We start from the raw sequence: 18,203 nt of genomic DNA on the forward strand, positions 1-18,203 counted from the left end.
AAGGCGGGTGAGAGGAGGGGGGGACGACCTTGCCTGCAGGTTTTCAGGCCATGCTCCCTGACTATCAGGCATAAAAAAACCGGCGCCCAGGCGCCGGTTTTTGTTCACCGAGACTCTATTACAGAGAGGCGGTGAAGGTACGGGTGATGACGTCTTGCTGTTGCTCCTTGGTCAAGGAGTTGAAGCGAACGGCATAACCGGATACGCGGATGGTCAACTGCGGATATTTCTCCGGGTTTTCCATGGCGTCCAGCAGCATTTCACGGTTCATCACGTTGACGTTCAGGTGCTGACCACCTTCCAGGTTGGCTTCGTGGTGGAAGTAACCATCCATCAGGCCAGCCAGGTTGGCTTTCTGGGCTTCCATGTCTTTGCCCAGGGCGTTCGGCACGATGGAGAAGGTATAGGAGATACCATCTTTGGCGTAGGCGAACGGCAGCTTGGCAACGGACGTCAGGGAAGCAACGGCACCCTTCTGGTCACGACCGTGCATCGGGTTGGCGCCCGGGCCGAACGGCGCACCGGCGCGACGACCATCCGGGGTGTTACCGGTCTTCTTGCCGTACACCACGTTGGAGGTGATGGTCAGCACGGACTGGGTAGCCACGGCGCCGCGGTAGGTGTTCAGCTTCTGAATCTTCTTCATGAAGCGCTCGACCAGGTCGCAGGCGATGTCATCGACGCGAGCGTCGTTGTTACCGAACTGCGGGTACTCGCCTTCGATTTCGAAGTCGATGGAGACGCCATCGGCATCACGTACCGGCTTGACCTTGGCGTACTTGATGGCAGACAGGGAGTCAGCCGCAACAGACAGACCGGCGATGCCGCATGCCATGGTGCGATAGACGTCACGGTCGTGCAGCGCCATCAGGGAGGCTTCGTAGCTGTACTTGTCGTGCATGTAGTGGATGATGTTCAGGGCGGCGACGTACTGTTTGGCCAGCCAGTCCATGAAGTGATCCAGTCTGTCCATCACGTCGTTGTAGTCGAGGTACTCGGAGGTGACCATTTCGGTTTTCGGACCGACCTGGATCTTGAGCTTCTCGTCCATACCGCCGTTGATGGCGTACAGCATGGTCTTGGCCAGGTTGGCACGGGCACCGAAGAACTGCATCTGTTTGCCGACGATCATCGGGGACACACAGCAAGCGATGGCGTAGTCATCGTTGTTGAAGTCCGGACGCATCAGGTCGTCGTTCTCGTACTGAACGGAAGAGGTCTCGATGGATACCTTGGCACAGTACTTCTTGAAACCGACCGGCAGCTTCTCAGACCACAGGATGGTCAGGTTCGGCTCAGGGGACGGGCCCATGGTGTACAGGGTGTTCAGCATACGGAAGCTGTTCTTGGTGACCAGAGTACGGCCATCAACGCCCATACCGGCCAGGGTCTCGGTGGCCCACATCGGGTCGCCGGAGAACAGTGAATCGTATTCCGGGGTACGCAGGAAGCGAACCATGCGCAGCTTCATGACCATGTGGTCCATCAGCTCCTGGGCTTCTTGCTCGGTGATCAGGCCTTTTTGCAGGTCACGCTCAATGTAGATGTCCAGGAAGCTGGAGGTACGACCGAAGGACATGGCCGCGCCGTTCTGGGACTTGACGGCCGCCAGGTAGGCGAAGTAGGTCCACTGTACGGCTTCTTTGGCGGTCTTGGCCGGTACGGAGATGTCGCAGCCATATTTGGCAGCCATCACCTTCATCTGGGCCAGGGCACGGTGCTGCTCGGAGATCTCTTCGCGCAGACGGATGGTGGCTTCCAGGTTGACACCGTTTTCCAGGTCAGCCTGCAGGGACTTGAACTGGGCCAGTTTGTCGGCCATCAGGAAGTCGATACCGTACAGGGCAACACGACGGTAGTCACCGATGATGCGGCCACGGCCGTAGGCATCCGGCAGACCGGTGATGACGCCGGACTTGCGGCAGTTCAGGATGTCTTTGGTGTAGACGTCGAACACGCCCTGGTTGTGAGTCTTGCGGTACTCGGTGAAGATCTTCTCGACCATGGGGTCAAGCTGGCGACCGTACACTTCGCAAGAGGTCTTGACCATCTTGATACCGCCATTGGCGATGATGGCGCGCTTGAGCGGCTTGTCAGTCTGCAGACCAACGATTTGCTCCAGGCCCTGATCGATATAGCCAGCATCGTGAGCGGTAATGGTGGAGGGCAGGTCGGTATCAAAATCGACTGGCGCGTGAGTGCGGTTTTCGATCTTGATGCCTTCCATGACCTTGTCCCACAGCTTGGTGGTGGCTTCGGTCGCGCCAGCCAGGAAGGACTCGTCACCTTCATACGGGGTGTAGTTCTTCTGGATGAAGTCACGGGTGTTGACAGAGGTCTGCCATTCACCGGCTGCGAAGCCTTCCCATGCTTTTTGGAACTGTTCGTTAAGTTCTGCCATTTTCATTACCTCTCAAGGTATTTATGTGTCTGCCGCCATCCTTAATGATGGCGACGGAAGATAAACCAGTAAGTCAGTCCTACCATGACGCCACCACCAATGATATTGCCAATGGTGACAGGGATCAGGTTGTGCAAGACGAAATTGGATACGGTCAGGTCGGCAAAGGTCGCCGGGTCCTGGCCGATGGCCTGCCAGAATTCCGGGCCCGCGACGCTGTGAATGGCGATACCGACCGGGATCATAAACATGTTTGCGATGCTGTGCTCGAAACCGGAGGCCACGAACATGGCGACGGGGAGCAGCATCACCATCACCTTGTCGGTGGCACTGCGGGCACCGAAGGCCATCCACACGGCGAGACACACCATGAGGTTACAGAGGATGCCAAGGGCCACGGCTTCGAAGAAGGTGTGATGGATCTTGTGCTGGGCCACTTTCATGGCGTTCAGTCCCCACTGACCATCTGCCGCCATGTATTCCGCCGACATGATGATGAGGCCGACGATGATGAGCCCGCCGATGAGGTTGCCGAAGTAGACGAGTCCCCAGTTCTTGAGCAGCTGGGCCCAGCTGATGCGATTGGCCGCCTTGGCCACCAGGGTCAGGGTGGTGGAGGTGAACAGCTCGGCGCCGAGCAGCACACAGAGGATGAGGCCGAGGGAGAAGCAGAGACCACCGACCAGCTTGGCCATGCCCCAGGACATGCCGCTCGAGCCGGTAGTGACGGTGATGTAGAAGACGAAGGCGATGGCGATGAAGGCGCCTGCCGTGATGGCCAGAGGGATAGTCTTGTATGCGGGCTTGGTGGCCTTGGCATAGGTAATGTCTTCGGCCAGTGCGGCGATGGCTTCGGGCTTCAGACAATCAAAGGGAGATTCTGCTTTCAATTCTCGTTACCTGCATATTTTGCCTGTGGAAATCATAACAAAGGGGCAGATCCCCAAAATTGACACCGATCAAGAATTACAGATTGTGAATGTAATTTTACTACAGGATTTTTTGCCATCCGGAAGCGTTTCTTTACACCAGGTTTCAGGTGAAACATAAATAAGTCTGTTATTAATTTCATGATTTTTAAGAACTTATAAAGAGAACCCCTAAAAAAGTACCGGCAAGGCATCTTTGCGGCGGCGCTGCACCATGAGTGCCAAATTAACAACCCCCTAAGAGGTATTTTTTGTCTTTTATTTCATCTTTGTGGCTTGGCCAGCCAAAGCGTAGACCATAAAACAGAAGGGGCCATAAGGCCCCTTCGTCACACTAGCATATCAGTTCCACGTATGGATTCGTTTGGCTTTTTGTAGCTTTTCGTAGGCCGCCAGCAGTTTCTGGTGCAGGGGGAACTGGGAGAGCGACAGATCGGCGGCTTCCAGACCGTGGAAGCGCGCTTCGCCGCGGGCGTTGGCCCAGGCCTGTGCCAGGGTCTCCTCCCCGAACATGCGGGCGAACACCGGACGGTATTGCTCTGGGTCGCGATCCTCGTCCAGGAAGAGCTCGACGCAAGCGCGCAGGGCGCGGTAGTACGCGGCGCGATCGGCCGGGAACACCGACTGGTTGAACTCCATGGTCCAGTCGATGAGATCAAGCGCGCTCTCCAGCTCGCCTGCGGCCAGGGCCAGCATGGCTTTGAGCTCACCGACCCGCAGGGTGTGCAGGGCGCTGCCCTTGGCGGCGGCGATGCCGAGCAGCTCGCGCACCCGGGTCCGCTCGTCGTGACCCTCTTCATCCAGCTGGTCGAACAGCGCCATGTACTGCTCTGCGTCCCACTCCAGGGATGGCAGCGCCAGTATGGTCTCCCGCAGGTGGGCACCCATGGTGTTGTTGGCCAGCAGCAGATCTTCCACCGGGTAGATGTCGGACATACCGGGTACCAGGATACGGCAGGCGTAGACGCCCAGGTGCTCGTAGTCGGCGATGTAGACCGGCTGCTCCAGCTCGTGGAAGATGCCGATCAGGTGATCGAACTCCTCCTGGGAGGTACCGCGGAAGTCCCAGTCGGCAAATTCGAAGTCAGACTCCTGCTTGAACAGATCCCAGCTGATGAGGCCGGAGGAGTCGATGAAGTGGGTTTCCAGGTTGTGGTGATCCGCCACCTGCTCGTTGTCGAACGAGGGCGGGACGAACACGTCCAGATCCTTGAGGCTGCGCCCCTGCAGCAGCTCGGTGACGGTGCGCTCGAAGGCCACTTCGAAGCGCGGGTGAGCGCCGAAGGAGGCAAAGCAGGTGCCGTTGCTCGGGTTGAGCAGCACCACGCAGATGACCGGATAGCGGCCGCCGAGGGAGGCATCGAAGCTGTAGATGGGGAAGCCTTCGGCCTCCAGCGCATCGATGGAGGCCTTGATGCCGGGGTAGCGGGCGATGACCTCGGTCGGGATCTCCGGCAGGCTGATGGCCTCGGCGATGATCTTGTTCTTCACGTGGCGCTCGAACACCTCGGACAGGCCCTGGGTGCGGGCTTCGGTGCGGGTGTTGCCGGCGCTCATGCCGTTGGAAACGTAGAGGTTGCCGACGATGTTCATCGGGATATAGACGGTCTGGTGGTCGGACTGGCGCTCGAAGGGCAGGGCGACGATGCCACGCTCCTCGTTGCCGGATTGCAGATCCACCAGCATGTCGGCGGTCACTTCACCGTCCGGGTTGTAGAACTTGCGGGTGAAGGAGTCGAGCAGACCGGCCGGCAGTTGATCCCCCTCGATGGGGAACCACTTCTCGTTCGGGTAGTGCACGAAGTCGCCATTCGCTACCTGCTCGCCCAGATAGAAGTCGGCGAAGAAGTAGTTGGTGGAGAGACGCTCGAAATATTCGCCAAGAGCGGAGGCGAGCGCCGCCTTCTTGCTGGCACCCTTGCCGTTGGTAAAGCAGAGGGCGCAATCCTTGTCCCGGATGTGCACGGACCAGACGTTCGGCACGGGGTTGAGCCAGGAGGCCTCTTCGATATCAAACCCCAGGGCTTGCAGCTTGGTCTGGAAGCGTTCGATGGAGTCTTCCAGCGCCGCGTCCTTGCCGGGAATAAAGGTGTGGTCGGTCATCACAATGTCCTGATTTTAATGGGCTCATGTTTGGTCGCAGATAATAGCATGAGTGACGGGGAAAGCGGCCAGGGCAATGCGGCGGCGCAGGTATTTGAAAAGACCCGGGGCCGGGATTCGGTCTTTGCAAAGAGAGGAGCATTTCGGGCAACTGGCGACGCGGGCGAGAAGGGCTGGGTATCAGTTTTGCTTAACCCCCTTAAGAGAATGTCGATGTCATTGTGCCAAGGCTTCTTCCATCATGGCCCCTGCTCGATGAAGAGCGCGTGCCCAAGCCGGCTGTACGGCCTTTATCTGGCCTCTTCACCCCTCTTTATTACTGACATTGGTCATCCCTTGCTGACCGGGAGTAGTTATGCCCTTCATGATCCCCCGTATTGACCCCGACATCGCCACCCTGGCTCCCGGTTTCAGAGCCCTCAGCATTCTGGTGGAGGCTGCCCCCGTGACGAACCCGCATGTGGGCGCCGAGGCGCTGGTACGGGCGTGCGGCACCGAGCCTGCGCCCTGGGCCCAGGCCCATCTGGCCGCATGGGGCGAGGTGTTCAAACGCTTTGGCGCCAAGCCACAGCGCACCCCCTGCTCGGCTGAGGCCCTTCGTAAACGGGTGCTGCGCGATGGCGCCATGCCCAGCATCGACCCTGTGGTCGATCTCTACAATGCCGTCAGCATCGAGTACGCCATTCCCGTGGGTGGGGAAAATCTGACGGCCTATGAGGGCTCGCCTCGCCTGGTGATCGCCGATGGCAGCGAGCTTTTTGACACCATAAAGGAAGGGGAGCCGGCCCACGAGGCGCCTGAACCTGGGGAAGTGGTGTGGCGGGACGACAGGGGGGTGACCTGTCGCCGCTGGAACTGGCGTCAGGGGATCCGGACCCGGCTCAGCGTGGAGTGTACCCAGATGTGGTTCATTCTGGAGAGCTTGCCTTCCATGCCACTGGCGGCGCTGCACGAGGCTGGTGATCGGCTGGTGGCGGGACTGTTGCAGATGATGCCGGAGGCCCGGATTGAGACGACCCTGATAGGGGCGTCTGACGGGGCATGACGACATGCACGCTTGCCGCTGGCGTGCAAGAGCGAAGGATTGGAAAGCCGCGAGCGATCTTAAGGGATTTTCACGTCTTATTGGTTGTTTTGTCACTTGCCAGTCAGCAGGTCGTGGGCCGACCACTCAGGGAAGTGGCTAACCTATTACTTTCAACCCCAGGATGCCGCCGATGATCAGCAGCAGGCAGAGCACCCGGGCCAGGGTGGCCGGTTCGTTGAACAGCCAGATCCCCATCAGCACGGTGCCGACCGCACCGATACCGGTCCAGACCGCGTAGGCGGTGCCAAGGGGCAGTTGCTTGACTGCCATGGCGAGCAGCAGCACGCTCACGGCCATGGCACTCAGGGTAAGCAGGGTGGGAAGGGGACGGCTGAAACCGTCGGTGTACTTGAGGCCGATGGCCCAGGCGACCTCGAACAGACCGGCCAACAGCAGGAGTAACCAGGACATAGAGAAGGTTCCGCAGGAAGCAGGGTCGTCCCTGCACATCGGGAGTCCTTGAGGTCGTCCCCAAGGGGCAGGGGGCTGCCGAGTGGTCTCAATGATGCCCCAAGCCTATACGGGATGCCAGCCGCTTGCTCGGCCACACGCCAGGCTGGCGGATATTGCAACGAATGGCACAGAATATTGCGCAATTCGACTTGCACCGGCCGCCACAATCCGTAATGTGGACAGACACATTCTTCGCAACCCATATATTGTGAACCCCTTGTAAATGGCGGCTGCCGGACAGGGGGGCGGGTGCAACACACGGTTTCTATAGCAGCTATCCAGGGTAGGACATTATGAAAAAAGTAGGTTTGGTCGGTTGGCGTGGCATGGTGGGTTCGGTCCTGATGAGCCGGATGCAGGAAGAGAAGGATTTCGCCCATATTCAACCCACCTTCTTCACCACCTCCCAGGCCGGTGAGGCCGCCCCCAACTTCGGCGTCGATGCCGGCACCCTGCAGGATGCCTTCGACATCGAGGCGCTGGCCGCACAGGAGATCATCATCACCGCCCAGGGTGGCGATTACACCAAAGATGTCTATCCGCGCCTGAAAGCCACCGGCTGGCAAGGCTACTGGATAGATGCGGCCTCCTCCCTGCGCATGGAGAAGGACGCGGTCATTATTCTGGATCCGGTCAACGGTGACGTCATCGAGCGGGCACTGAATGACGGCATCAAAACCTTCGTCGGCGGCAACTGCACCGTCAGCCTGATGTTGCTGGCTCTGGGCGGCCTGTTCAAGGCCGATCTGGTGGAGTGGGTGAGCGTGGCCACCTATCAGGCCGCGTCCGGTGGCGGTGCGCGCCACATGCGCGAGCTGGTCACCCAGATGGGCATACTGCGCGATGAAGTGGCGGTGGAGCTGGCGGATCCCGCCTCTGCCATCCTCGACATCGAGCGCAAGATCACCGAGAAGACCCGCTCCGGCACCCTGCCGGTAGACAACTTCGGCGTGCCCCTGGCCGGTGGCCTGATCCCCTGGATCGACACCAAACTCGACAATGGCCAGAGCCGTGAAGAGTGGAAGGGTCAGGCGGAGACCAACAAGATCCTTGGGCTAGAAAGCGCCGCCATTCCGGTGGATGGTCTGTGTGTGCGCATCGGTGCCCTGCGCTGCCACAGCCAGGCCTTCACCATCAAGCTGAAAAAAGACGTGCCGCTCCCCGAAATCGAGGCCCTGCTGGCTGCCCACAATGACTGGGTCAAGGTGATCCCGAACGATCGCGACATCACCGCCCGCGAGCTGACCCCGGCGGCCGTCACCGGCACCCTCAGCATCCCGGTGGGGCGTCTGCGCAAGCTCAACATGGGTCCGGAGTACCTGGCCGCCTTCACCGTGGGTGACCAGCTGTTGTGGGGCGCAGCCGAGCCGCTGCGCCGCATGCTCAACATCCTGCTGGCCCGCTGAGCGCATATTGCGAAAGAACAGGGAAGGTCTGGCCTTCCCTGTTTTGCGGTGAAGCAAACCCAATAAAAAAACGGCATCCCTGCAGGATGCCGTTTTTTAATTTATCCAGTCTGACTCTTACATGTTCTGTGCTTCGTTTGGCACGATGACAGAGGCATGATTTCCTTTCGGCCCCTGTTGCAGTTCAAAATTGACTGCCTGACCTGCTTTCAAGGTCTTGTAACCTTCCATTTGAATCGTGGAGTAGTGAGCGAAGATATCTTCACCACCGCCTTCCGGACAGATAAACCCAAATCCTTTTGCGTTGTTGAACCACTTGACTGTTCCGGTTGCCATACATCTACATCCTTTTATTGATTACCCTGAAGTCGTTGAGTAACCTGCGCCGGCCTTATATAACTAGGGCATGACCCCATAGCAGACGGGCGCCGATTAGCAAGTAACCAATCTAGTCCAACTTTTAAGCGAGTCAAGAAGTTGTTAACAACCGATGTGATCTGGTTAACAAGTCTATTGACAATCGAGAACGAGACGGTAGTAATCTAGAGGTACCAAAGCGCAATTATGAGCAAGCAGAAAGAACTCTTTGCTAATGAAGAGATTGCAGAAGCAGAGAAAACGAAGCTGCAACCGCCACCCATGTACAAGGTCGTCCTGAACAACGACGACTACACACCGATGGAGTTCGTGGTGGAGGTGCTGCAAAGGTTCTTTGGTATGGATCTGGAGAAGGCCACTCAGGTGATGCTGAGCGTGCATTATAGTGGTAAGGGAGTCTGTGGCACATTCACCGCCGAGATTGCCGAAACCAAGGTGGTCCAGGTCAACACCTATTCACGTAACAACGAACATCCACTGCTATGTACCATGGAAAAGGCTTGAAGCTGATGACTTGATGGCGATAACGACACCGCATTGTTGCTGTACTGAGGGGAGGTGCCTATGTTGAACAAAGATCTAGAAAAGACGCTGAACGAGGCTTTCAAGCTGGCCCGTGACGAGCGCCACGAATTCATGACCGTCGAGCACCTGTTGTTAGCCCTGTTGGATAACAGCTCAGCCCATGAGGCGCTGAGTTCGTGTGGTGCGGATGTGGAGCAGATGCGCAAGGAGATCCGCGCATTCATCGATCAAACAACCCCGCTTATTCCCCGTGATGACGAAGACAGAGAGACCCAGCCGACCCTTGGCTTCCAGCGCGTGCTGCAACGCGCCGTCTTCCATGTCCAGTCGTCGGGCAATACCGAGGTCAGCGGTGCCAACGTCCTGGTCGCCATCTTCAGCGAGCAGGAGTCCCAGGCCGCCTACTTCCTGAAAAAGGCGGAAGTCAGCCGGCTGGACGTGGTGAATTTCCTCTCCCACGGGGTACGCAAAGACAGCAAGCCCGAGAGTGGCGGCGGCAACAATGCCGAGTCCGATGATGAGGTCTCTTCCGCCCAGATCGAGAGCTTTGCCACCAACCTCAACCAGCTGGTGCTGGAGGGGCGGATCGACCCGCTCATCGGGCGCGATCAGGAGCTGAGCCGTACCATCCAGGTACTGTGCCGCCGCCGCAAGAACAACCCGCTGCTGGTGGGGGAGGCGGGGGTCGGCAAGACCGCCATCGCCGAGGGGCTGGCCTATCGCATCGTCAAGGGGGACGTGCCCGAGGTGATAGCTAACAGCACCATCTACTCCCTCGACATGGGGTCCCTGTTGGCGGGGACCAAATATCGCGGTGACTTCGAGAAACGCCTCAAGGTGCTGCTCAAGCAGATCGAGCGTCAGGAGGGGGCCATCCTCTTCATCGACGAGATCCACACCATCATAGGGGCGGGGGCCGCGTCCGGTGGCCAGCTCGATGCCGCAAACCTCATCAAGCCACTGCTTTCCAACGGGTTGCTGCGCTGCGTCGGCTCCACGACCTATCAGGAATATTCCCAGATCTTTGAAAAAGACCGGGCCCTGGCCCGCCGCTTCCAGAAGATCGATATCGTAGAGCCGAGTGTGGATGACACGACGCGTATTCTGATGGGGCTCAAGAGCCGCTATGAGTCTCACCATGGCGTGCGCTACACCGTCAAGGCCATTCGTGCCGCGGTGGAGCTCTCAGCCAAATACATCAACGACCGCCACCTGCCGGACAAGGCGATCGACGTCATCGACGAGGCGGGGGCGGGACAGCGGTTGTTGCCGGCCAGCAAGCGCAAGAAAGTGATCAATGTGCCGGAAATCGAGGCCATTGTCGCCAAGATCGCCCGCATCCCGGAAAAATCCGTCTCCTCCTCCGACAAGGAGGTGCTGAAGAACCTGGAACGCAATCTCAAGATGGTGGTGTTCGGTCAGGACAAGGCTATCACTGTGCTCACAGATGCCATTCGCCTGTCACGCTCCGGCCTTGGCAACGAGCGTCGCCCCGTCGGGTGCTTCCTGTTTGCCGGCCCGACCGGGGTGGGCAAGACAGAAGTTACCCAGCAACTGGGCAAGGCGCTCGGGGTGGAGGTTCTGCGCTTTGACATGTCCGAATACATGGAGCGTCACACCGTCTCCCGCCTGATTGGTGCTCCTCCCGGCTATGTGGGGTTCGAGCAGGGGGGGCTGCTGACCGACTCCGTCCTCAAGCATCCGCACTCCGTGGTGCTGCTCGACGAGATCGAGAAGGCGCACCCGGATGTCTTCAACCTGCTGCTGCAGGTGATGGACAACGGCACCCTGACCGACAACAACGGGCGCAAGGCCGATTTTCGCAATGTGATCCTGGTGATGACCACCAACGCGGGGGTACAGGAGACACAGCGCAAGTCCATCGGCTTCCAGCAACAGGACATGAGCCACGATGCCATGGCGGTGATCAACAAGACCTTCAGTCCGGAGTTTCGCAACCGGCTGGACCACATCATCTGGTTCAACCACCTGGACATGGCGATCATCCATCAGGTCGTCGACAAGTTCATCGTCGAGCTGCAGGTACAGCTGGATGCGAAAGGGGTATCGCTCGAAGTCTCTGAAGAGGCGCGCCACTGGCTGGCCGAGAAGGGATATGACAGGGCGATGGGGGCCAGGCCCATGGGGCGGGTCATTCAGGAGCAGCTCAAGAAGCCGCTGGCCAACGAGATCCTGTTTGGTTCACTGGTCGATGGCGGCGTAGTGCGGGTCGAGCTGGTGAATAACAGCCTCAGCTTTGATTTTCAGGTCAACGTTGAAGCTGTCTCCCACTGATGGGTCATGAATGCCAGCAATGACAAAAAACCCCAACCGAGAGGCTGGGGTTTTTTGCTGAATTCCTGGCTTAGCGAGAGCGGAAAACAATACGTCCCTTGGAGAGATCGTACGGAGTCAGAGCCACCGTTACTTTGTCTCCAGTCAGGATACGGATGTAGTTTTTGCGCATCTTGCCGGAAATATGAGCGATAACCACGTGACCATTTTCCAGTTCCACACGGAACATGGTATTGGGCAAGGTTTCGAGAATGGTACCCTGCATCTCAATACTGTCTTCTTTAGCCATTGAATCCTCTTGATAAGCCACAACAAAAAACCGCTGGATCATGCCGGATTTAAGGCTATGTGTAAAGTTTACTCGGGCCTGGCGTCGAATTTTTTCCATTCTCCCTGCACCAGCAGCTCGTGGGGCAGGTATTGGCGTTTGTAATTCATCTTGCGGCACTCCTCCACCAGATACCCCAGATAGAGCCACTGGCGACCGGTGCGCCGGGCAAGTTCCAACTGGCTCAAAATGGCAAAGGTGCCGAGGGAGCGGTCGGCGTGGTCCGGGTCGAAGAAGGTGTACATGGCGCTCATCGAGTGGGGAAGCAGGTCCGTGGTCGCGACCCCGATGAGGCGTCCCTCCTTGCGTATCTCCAAGTAGAGGGGCGGCATCCAGTCGCAGTGCAGGAATCCCTTGTACTGGGTACGGCTCGGTGGATACATGCTGCCATCCCGGTGGCGCTCGCGGATATAGCGCTCATAGAGCTGGTAGTACTCCGGCTTGTCGTCGTAGCTCAGCACCAGCTCGAGATCGCGGTTGAGATGGCGAATGCGCTTCTGGCTGCGGCTCGGTACGAACCGCTCGCTGTGGATGCGCAGGGACTGGCAGGCGCTGCAGGCGGGGCAGTGGGGACGATAGATGTCGTTGCCGCTGCGGCGAAATCCGGCGGTCAGCAGCCGCTCATACCCTGCGGCATTGAGCAGATCATGATCCATCAGTACCAGCAACTGCTCCTGCTCGTGGCCAAGATAGCTGCACGGGTGCCTGGGGGTCAGCCCCACTTTAAGGATCACTTCTTCGCTCATGGGCTGATCCTCCTCGCTTGCCAGCAGCCATCCTGCAGGGGCTGTCGGCTCAGGGTGGTCAATGCACTCAGGAATTGCTTTCTCGGCCACTCCTGGACACCCAGGGTCGCCAGAAAGGGGTTTTGCATCTGGCAGTCGATGAGGGCGCCACCATGGCGGGCGAAATGGCGACAGAGCGCCACCATGGCCAGCTTGGTGCCGTTGTCGATGCGACTGAACATGGACTCGCCGCAGAAGACGCGGCCGAGGGAGAGGCCGTAGAGACCGGCCTGCAGCTGGTCATCCTGCCAGATTTCGACGGAGTGCGCGTGGCCAAGGCGATGCAGCTGCCGGTAGGCGTCGATCATGGGGGCGCTGATCCAGGTTCCGCTGGCACTGCGACGAGGGGCGGCGCAGGCCGCAATCACCTCATCGAAGGCGCGATTGATGAACACCTCGACGGGAGTGCGGCGGATGACCTTCTGCAGGCTGCGACCAATATGGAGTTCGTCGGGCACGATGACCCCCCTGGGATCCGGTGACCACCACAGCAGCGGCTGGTGTGGCTCATTCCATGGAAAGATCCCGCTGTGATAAGCTGCCAGCAGTCGAGCGGGGGAGAGATCCCCCCCTATCGCCAGCAGTCCGTTGGGTTCTTCCAGCGCATGGCTGGGGGAGGGAAACCAGCACAGCTCATCATCCAGTTCGGTAAGATAGCGAGACATAAGGCAGAGGTTCATAGATGAAGGCCATTATCCTGATAGTATCCAGCTTGCTTGGCTTTGTCACGGCACCCGTCTGGGGCGCCGTGTATGAGCGCAACACGGCGCGCCCCGTGGAGCAGGTGGTCTTTGGTCAGGTCGACACGGTGCGCAACATCACCCAGAGCCAGATGGTGGAGTCCGAGCAGAGCGGCTGGAAGACGCTGGGAGGCGCCGTGCTCGGCGGGTTGCTCGGCAACCAGTTTGGCGGCGGTCACGGGCGGGAAATCGCCACGGCCGTGGGGGCGCTGGCGGGGGCGGCTGCGGTGCAGCATTACCAGTCCGGGGGCAGCGTGGTGGAAAGCAAATTGGTGGAGCTCTTGATCAGGAGCGACCAGGACAAGCTCATCAACGTGATCCAGGATTTCGATCCGGCCATGGTGTTCGCGCAGGGCGACAAGGTGCGCATCCTCTATTTCAACGATGGCGTGCGGGTCGACAAAACGTACTGAGACCGGCGGGCAGAGGGGCTGGAGAAAGGAAAGTGACCCGGCGCTCACCCAAGGTGGCGCCGGGCGGTACTACACGGAGTGTCTTGTGCGAGACTCGGTCAGGCGCCCTGGGCGACGATTTTGTCGCGTCCGGTGTTCTTGGCCTGATAAAGCTGGCGATCTGCCTCGCAGAGCGCTTCGTCCATGGAGAGCCGCCCGACGTTGATGACGCCAAAACTGGCGCGCACAAACAGCGGTATCTCCCGTGACAAGGGCTGCTGGCGTAGCTGCTGGCGCAGCCCTTCCAGTCGCTTGAGCAGCACGGGGACGGGGCAATGGGCCACCATCAGGGCAAACTCTTCCCCACCGAAGCGGGCTATCATGGCATCCGGGAAAAACTGGGTAAGCAGCCGTGTCAGGTGGCAGAGCAGCTGATCACCGATGGCATGACCCCAGTGATCGTTGACCTGCTTGAAATGATCCACGTCGAGCACGCACAGGGAGAGCGGCGCCTGCTGGCGCTGGTGCTCCTCGAACCACTTCTGTCCCTCGTTGAACCAGTAGCGCCGGTTGTAGAGTCCGGTCAGGTAGTCCCGGTTGGCCGACTCCTGGATGCTGTTGAACTGCTCCAGCGCTTCCAGGTTGTGGCTGACCCGGCACTGCAGCTCCTCGGGCTCAAAGGGCTGGTTGAGGAAGTCGTTCGCCCCTTGCTTGAGGTAGCGGGCCGAGAGGCCGTGCTTGTCCGACACCGAGATGCCGATGATGGCGAGCTGCTGCTTGCTGTAGCGCTCCCGCAGCATCCGCACCAGACTGATGCCGTCGATCTCCGGCATGTAGTAGTCCACCAGCATGAGCCGGATGGCGGGGTGCTGCTCGAGCAGGGCCAGGGCATCGCGGGCACAGGCAGCCTCGTGTACCTGCAGCAGCTGCTTGCGCAGCTGGGCCGCAGTGCGATGGCGGGAGGTGCGCGAGTCATCGACCACCAGCACTTCGATGGCCTGGTTCAAATAGAGGCGGTGCACCAGGCTGACGGCATATTGCAGGGAGTGACGTGAATCCTTCATCACGTAGTCCAGCACCCCTGCATCCAGCCAGGCTTCCCGTTTCTCCTCGCTGATGTCGGCGGTGAGGATCACCACAGGCAAGCCGCGCTCCATCAGCACATTGACGGCCTCTCCAGAGGGGGCATCCGGCAGGGTGAGATCCACCAGGGCGACCACATACTCCTCACCCTGGCAGTCGCGCGCAGCGTCAAGGCTATCAAAGGCATCGATTTCCAGTCCGGTCTGCTGCGCAATGGCCTGGGTCAGCATGCGACGAACCGTCAGGCTGTCTTCCACAATCATGATTTTCCGTTTCATTCTTCTCCTCAAAAGAAAAGGGCATGCCGATTGGCATGCCCTTTATATCCTCAGGGTTACTGGGCGTCCAGATATCGCTCGGCATCGAGGGCCGCCATGCAGCCGGTACCGGCGGAGGTGATCGCCTGACGATAGACGTGGTCTGCCACGTCACCGGCGGCAAACACGCCCGGGATGCTGGTCTGGGTCGCGAACCCTTCCAGGCCGCCGCGCACCTTGAGGTAGCCGTTTTCCATCGCCAGCTGACCCTCGAAGATCTGGGTGTTGGGCTGGTGACCGATGGCGATGAAGACCCCCATCAGCGGCAGTTCGGAGGTGGACTGGTCCTGGGTGCTGCGCAGGCGCACGCCGGTTACGCCCATGTCGTCCCCCAGCACTTCGTCCAGGGTCTGGTGGGTGTGCAGCACTATGTTGCCGCTCTCGACCTTGTCGTGCAGGCGCTTGATCAGGATCTTCTCGGCACGGAACTCGTCGCGGCGATGGATGAGGTGTACCTTCTTGGCGATGTTGGCCAGATAGAGCGCCTCTTCCACGGCGGTGTTGCCGCCGCCGACCACGGCCACTTCCTGATTGCGGTAGAAGAAGCCGTCACAGGTGGCGCAGGCGGAGACGCCGCGGCCCTTGAAGGCCTCTTCGGAGGGCAGGCCCAGGTATTTGGCGGAGGCGCCGGTGGCGAGGATCAGCGCATCGCAGGTGTATTCACCGTTGTCCCCCTTGAGGCGGAAGGGACGCTCGGTCAGCGTCACTTCATTGATGTGATCAAAGAGGATGCGGGTATCGAACTTCTCTGCATGCTCTTTCATGCGCTCCATCAGGGCCGGGCCGGTCAGCCCTTCCGCGTCCCCTGGCCAGTTTTCCACTTCGGTGGTGGTGGTCAGCTGACCACCTTGCTGCATGCCGGTGATGAGCAGGGGATTGAGGTTGGCGCGAGCGGCATAGACGGCCGCAGTGTAACCTGCCGGACCGGATCCCAGGATCAGCAGTTTGCTGTGAGTGACTTGGCTCATGATGTGATTTCCGAGACGTGATGAGTTTGCGCGATTGTAGGTAATTCGTGATCCGTGGTCAAAGGCCAGCGCATCGATTGGGGCAATCGCCAACAAGAGGGGTGAGCCGGGAATGGCAGGCATAAAAAACCGCCCATCGCGGGCGGATTTTCACTCATCTACACCCCTTGCGGGGAGCGATCAGTTCAGCAGGGTCAGGGGATCCGTGTAAGCCAGGTTGTGGGCCACGGCAACCTCCTTGCAGGTGATTTTGCCCGCCATCACGTTCAGGCCGTGCAACAGGTGGGGATCGGCGAGCAGTGCGTTGCGATAGCCCTGTTCGGCCAGCTTGATGATGAAGGGGAGGGTGGCGTTGTTCAGGGCCACGGTGGAGGTGCGGGCCACGGCGCCGGGCATGTTGGCTACACAGTAGTGCACCACGTCATCGACGATGAAGGTGGGATCCTCGTGGGTGGTCGCATGGGAAGTCTCGACACAGCCGCCCTGATCGATGGCCACGTCCACGATGGCCGCACCCGGCTTCATGCGGGCAATGTGGTCACGGCTGACAAGTTTTGGCGCAGTGGCGCCGGGCACCAGCACACCGCCGATGACCAGATCCGCTGCCAGCAGGTGACGCTCCAGGGTCTCGCGATTGGAGTAGACCACCTTGGCCGCGCCCTGGAACTCGCTGTCGAGACGACGCAGGGTATCGATGTTGTTGTCGAGGATGGTGACGTCGGCGCGCAGGCCGATGGCCATGCGGGCTGCATTGGAACCCACCACGCCGCCACCGATGATCACCACCTTGGCCGGTTCCACACCCGGAACACCGCCGAGCAGCACGCCGCTACCACCGCGGGACTTCTCCAGCGCCTGGGCACCCGCCTGAATAGACATGCGTCCAGCCACTTCCGACATCGGGGCCAGCAGGGGCAGGCCGCCACGACCGTCGGTGACGGTTTCGTAGGCGATGCAGATGGCGCCGCTGTCCACCAGTTCCTGGGTCTGGGCCAGGTCTGGCGCCAGGTGCAGATAGGTAAAGAGGGTCTGGCCCGGGCGCAGCATGGCGCGTTCGACCGCCTGAGGCTCCTTGACCTTGACGATCATCTCCGCCTTGGCGAAAACGTCTGCCGCAGAGGCCAGGATCTCGGCTCCGGCAGCCAGATAATCTGCATCACTGAAGCCAATGCCATTTCCTGCGCCGCTTTGGACGAAAACAGTATGGTTTCGTGCTGTCAGTTCACGTACACTGGCCGGAACCATGCCTACGCGATATTCATGGTTTTTTATTTCCTTAGGTACACCGATAATCATGCTATCCCTCGTCTATCGATTGGTGGTTTATGTTGCCTAATTGTTAAGCGACATATGCGCCTAGTATATTCAGGTATTGACAGGATTTGTGACCATTATTATAAAATGACTGGTGATTCTTACCAAAAAATAGCCAAAGGATGGAATTAAATGATGGAAGCTAAGAGTCGGCTAAAGGATTTGGACAGGATTGACCGCAACATTCTTAATGAACTGCAAAAGGATGGCAGGATTTCGAACGTTGAGTTGTCCAAACGAGTTGGCCTGAGTCCCACACCGTGTCTGGAACGGGTTCGTCGCCTGGAGCGACAAGGGTATATCGAAGGGTATGCCGCCATTCTGAATCCTCATTATCTTGACGCGTCTCTGCTGGTATTCGTGGAAATTACCCTCAATCGTGGCGCACCCGACGTGTTCGAGCAGTTCAATAAGGCTGTTCAGGTACTCGAAGAGATCCAGGAGTGCCATCTGGTATCCGGTGATTTCGACTATCTGCTCAAGACCCGCGTCAGCGACATGTCCGCCTACCGCCGCCTGCTGGGTGAAACCCTGCTGCGTCTGCCGGGCGTTAATGACACCCGCACCTACGTGGTGATGGAAGAGGTCAAACAGAGCAGTCGTCTGGTGATCAGCACCCGATAAGCGGGGTTGTGCTGTGACTTGCAAGTACCATGACGAGTCACGATAGTCAGAAACGAGCGGCCGGTCCGCTCGTTT

The 18,203-nt window shown here is 59.2% G+C and carries 18 protein-coding genes; 7 read left to right on the forward strand and 11 right to left on the reverse strand.

The window, feature by feature from the left end:
- Positions 1-118: 118 nt before the first annotated feature.
- From pflB to ycaO, 3 genes are all read right to left on the reverse strand, one after another.
- Positions 119-2,401, reverse strand: a complete 2,283-nt coding sequence (pflB, locus tag BN1136_RS09755) for a formate C-acetyltransferase (RefSeq protein WP_043761116.1) — start codon at positions 2,399-2,401, stop codon at positions 119-121.
- 41 nt (positions 2,402-2,442) lie between these two features.
- A complete protein-coding gene (gene focA, locus BN1136_RS09760; protein WP_043808422.1) occupies positions 2,443-3,291 on the reverse strand; it encodes a formate transporter FocA in 849 nt (282 codons plus the stop codon).
- Between the two features lie 381 nt (positions 3,292-3,672).
- A complete protein-coding gene (gene ycaO / locus BN1136_RS09765; RefSeq protein WP_043761049.1) occupies positions 3,673-5,433 on the reverse strand; it encodes a 30S ribosomal protein S12 methylthiotransferase accessory factor YcaO in 1,761 nt (586 codons plus the stop codon).
- Positions 5,434-5,481: 48 nt separating this feature from the next.
- Between ycaO and BN1136_RS20205 the strand changes: the two genes are divergently transcribed.
- A complete protein-coding gene (locus tag BN1136_RS20205; RefSeq protein WP_156135303.1) occupies positions 5,482-5,814 on the forward strand; it encodes a hypothetical protein in 333 nt (110 codons plus the stop codon).
- A complete protein-coding gene (locus BN1136_RS09770; protein WP_043761047.1) occupies positions 5,789-6,478 on the forward strand; it encodes a B3/B4 domain-containing protein in 690 nt (229 codons plus the stop codon). The genes BN1136_RS20205 and BN1136_RS09770 overlap by 26 nt, the downstream gene beginning before the upstream one ends.
- Positions 6,479-6,616: 138 nt before the next feature.
- On the opposite strand, the gene sugE is transcribed toward BN1136_RS09770, so the two are convergent.
- On the reverse strand, positions 6,617-6,931 hold the full coding sequence (gene sugE / locus BN1136_RS09775; RefSeq protein ID WP_043761045.1) for a quaternary ammonium compound efflux SMR transporter SugE: 315 nt from the start codon (positions 6,929-6,931) through the stop codon (positions 6,617-6,619).
- Between the two features lie 335 nt (positions 6,932-7,266).
- Between sugE and asd the strand changes: the two genes are divergently transcribed.
- Positions 7,267-8,379, forward strand: a complete 1,113-nt coding sequence (asd, locus tag BN1136_RS09780) for an aspartate-semialdehyde dehydrogenase (protein ID WP_043761043.1) — start codon at positions 7,267-7,269, stop codon at positions 8,377-8,379.
- 117 nt (positions 8,380-8,496) lie between these two features.
- Here the strand turns inward: asd and cspD are convergent, their stop codons facing one another.
- Positions 8,497-8,715: a cold shock-like protein CspD gene (gene cspD / locus BN1136_RS09785; protein ID WP_005300025.1), complete on the reverse strand. Its 219-nt coding sequence runs from the start codon at positions 8,713-8,715 to the stop codon at positions 8,497-8,499.
- Between the two features lie 228 nt (positions 8,716-8,943).
- Here cspD and clpS point away from each other — a divergent pair, with 228 nt between their 5' ends.
- Positions 8,944-9,261: an ATP-dependent Clp protease adapter ClpS gene (clpS, locus tag BN1136_RS09790; protein WP_005325410.1), complete on the forward strand. Its 318-nt coding sequence runs from the start codon at positions 8,944-8,946 to the stop codon at positions 9,259-9,261.
- Positions 9,262-9,321: 60 nt separating this feature from the next.
- Positions 9,322-11,577: an ATP-dependent Clp protease ATP-binding subunit ClpA gene (gene clpA, locus BN1136_RS09795; protein WP_043761039.1), complete on the forward strand. Its 2,256-nt coding sequence runs from the start codon at positions 9,322-9,324 to the stop codon at positions 11,575-11,577.
- Between the two features lie 70 nt (positions 11,578-11,647).
- Here clpA and infA read toward each other — a convergent pair whose 3' ends face one another.
- From infA to aat, 3 genes are all read right to left on the reverse strand, one after another.
- Complete coding sequence (gene infA / locus BN1136_RS09800; RefSeq protein ID WP_005300033.1) at positions 11,648-11,866, reverse strand: translation initiation factor IF-1; 219 nt, start codon at positions 11,864-11,866, stop codon at positions 11,648-11,650.
- 68 nt (positions 11,867-11,934) lie between these two features.
- On the reverse strand, positions 11,935-12,651 hold the full coding sequence (locus tag BN1136_RS09805) for an arginyltransferase (RefSeq protein WP_043761037.1): 717 nt from the start codon (positions 12,649-12,651) through the stop codon (positions 11,935-11,937).
- Positions 12,648-13,355 (reverse strand): leucyl/phenylalanyl-tRNA--protein transferase, encoded by a 708-nt coding sequence (gene aat, locus BN1136_RS09810; protein ID WP_043761114.1) that lies wholly within the window; start codon positions 13,353-13,355, stop codon positions 12,648-12,650. Before aat ends, BN1136_RS09805 begins: the two co-directional genes overlap by 4 nt.
- A gap of 17 nt (positions 13,356-13,372) precedes the next feature.
- Here aat and BN1136_RS09815 point away from each other — a divergent pair, with 17 nt between their 5' ends.
- Positions 13,373-13,843 (forward strand): outer membrane lipoprotein, encoded by a 471-nt coding sequence (locus tag BN1136_RS09815; protein WP_043761035.1) that lies wholly within the window; start codon positions 13,373-13,375, stop codon positions 13,841-13,843.
- A 98-nt stretch (positions 13,844-13,941) separates the two neighbouring features.
- Here the strand turns inward: BN1136_RS09815 and BN1136_RS09820 are convergent, their stop codons facing one another.
- The 3 genes from BN1136_RS09820 to ald form a co-directional block, all read right to left on the reverse strand.
- Positions 13,942-15,183, reverse strand: coding sequence for a diguanylate cyclase (locus BN1136_RS09820; protein WP_043761033.1), 1,242 nt, complete (start codon positions 15,181-15,183; stop codon positions 13,942-13,944).
- 56 nt (positions 15,184-15,239) lie between these two features.
- Positions 15,240-16,190 carry a thioredoxin-disulfide reductase gene (trxB, locus tag BN1136_RS09825; protein ID WP_043761031.1) on the reverse strand — a complete coding sequence of 317 codons (951 nt, stop codon included), beginning with the start codon at positions 16,188-16,190 and terminating at the stop codon, positions 15,240-15,242.
- Between the two features lie 180 nt (positions 16,191-16,370).
- A complete protein-coding gene (gene ald / locus BN1136_RS09830) occupies positions 16,371-17,486 on the reverse strand; it encodes an alanine dehydrogenase (protein ID WP_043761030.1) in 1,116 nt (371 codons plus the stop codon).
- Positions 17,487-17,636: 150 nt separating this feature from the next.
- Between ald and lrp the strand changes: the two genes are divergently transcribed.
- Entirely contained in the window at positions 17,637-18,128 is a 492-nt protein-coding gene (gene lrp, locus BN1136_RS09835; protein ID WP_005300047.1) for a leucine-responsive transcriptional regulator Lrp, read from the forward strand.
- The last annotated feature ends 75 nt before the right edge of the window (positions 18,129-18,203 follow it).

This window comes from Aeromonas taiwanensis, assembly GCF_000820165.1.
Classification (GTDB): Bacteria; Pseudomonadota; Gammaproteobacteria; order Enterobacterales; family Aeromonadaceae; genus Aeromonas; species Aeromonas taiwanensis.

Bases quoted from the DNA above. Each gene is read 5' to 3' on its own strand.
- BN1136_RS09805 (WP_043761037.1), bottom strand. From the start codon at position 12,651: ATGAGCGAAGAAGTGATCCTTAAAGTGGGGCTGACCCCCAGGCACCCG.
- asd (WP_043761043.1), top strand. From the start codon at position 7,267: ATGAAAAAAGTAGGTTTGGTCGGTTGGCGTGGCATGGTGGGTTCGGTC.
- BN1136_RS09770 (WP_043761047.1), top strand. From the start codon at position 5,789: ATGCCCTTCATGATCCCCCGTATTGACCCCGACATCGCCACCCTGGCT.
- BN1136_RS09820 (WP_043761033.1), bottom strand. From the start codon at position 15,183: ATGAAACGGAAAATCATGATTGTGGAAGACAGCCTGACGGTTCGTCGC.
- clpS (WP_005325410.1), top strand. From the start codon at position 8,944: ATGAGCAAGCAGAAAGAACTCTTTGCTAATGAAGAGATTGCAGAAGCA.
- BN1136_RS20205 (WP_156135303.1), top strand. From the start codon at position 5,482: ATGAGTGACGGGGAAAGCGGCCAGGGCAATGCGGCGGCGCAGGTATTT.
- aat (WP_043761114.1), bottom strand. From the start codon at position 13,355: ATGTCTCGCTATCTTACCGAACTGGATGATGAGCTGTGCTGGTTTCCC.
- pflB (WP_043761116.1), bottom strand. From the start codon at position 2,401: ATGGCAGAACTTAACGAACAGTTCCAAAAAGCATGGGAAGGCTTCGCA.
- trxB (WP_043761031.1), bottom strand. From the start codon at position 16,190: ATGAGCCAAGTCACTCACAGCAAACTGCTGATCCTGGGATCCGGTCCG.
- ald (WP_043761030.1), bottom strand. From the start codon at position 17,486: ATGATTATCGGTGTACCTAAGGAAATAAAAAACCATGAATATCGCGTA.
- BN1136_RS09815 (WP_043761035.1), top strand. From the start codon at position 13,373: ATGAAGGCCATTATCCTGATAGTATCCAGCTTGCTTGGCTTTGTCACG.
- ycaO (WP_043761049.1), bottom strand. From the start codon at position 5,433: ATGACCGACCACACCTTTATTCCCGGCAAGGACGCGGCGCTGGAAGAC.
- infA (WP_005300033.1), bottom strand. From the start codon at position 11,866: ATGGCTAAAGAAGACAGTATTGAGATGCAGGGTACCATTCTCGAAACC.
- clpA (WP_043761039.1), top strand. From the start codon at position 9,322: ATGTTGAACAAAGATCTAGAAAAGACGCTGAACGAGGCTTTCAAGCTG.
- lrp (WP_005300047.1), top strand. From the start codon at position 17,637: ATGATGGAAGCTAAGAGTCGGCTAAAGGATTTGGACAGGATTGACCGC.
- cspD (WP_005300025.1), bottom strand. From the start codon at position 8,715: ATGGCAACCGGAACAGTCAAGTGGTTCAACAACGCAAAAGGATTTGGG.
- sugE (WP_043761045.1), bottom strand. From the start codon at position 6,931: ATGTCCTGGTTACTCCTGCTGTTGGCCGGTCTGTTCGAGGTCGCCTGG.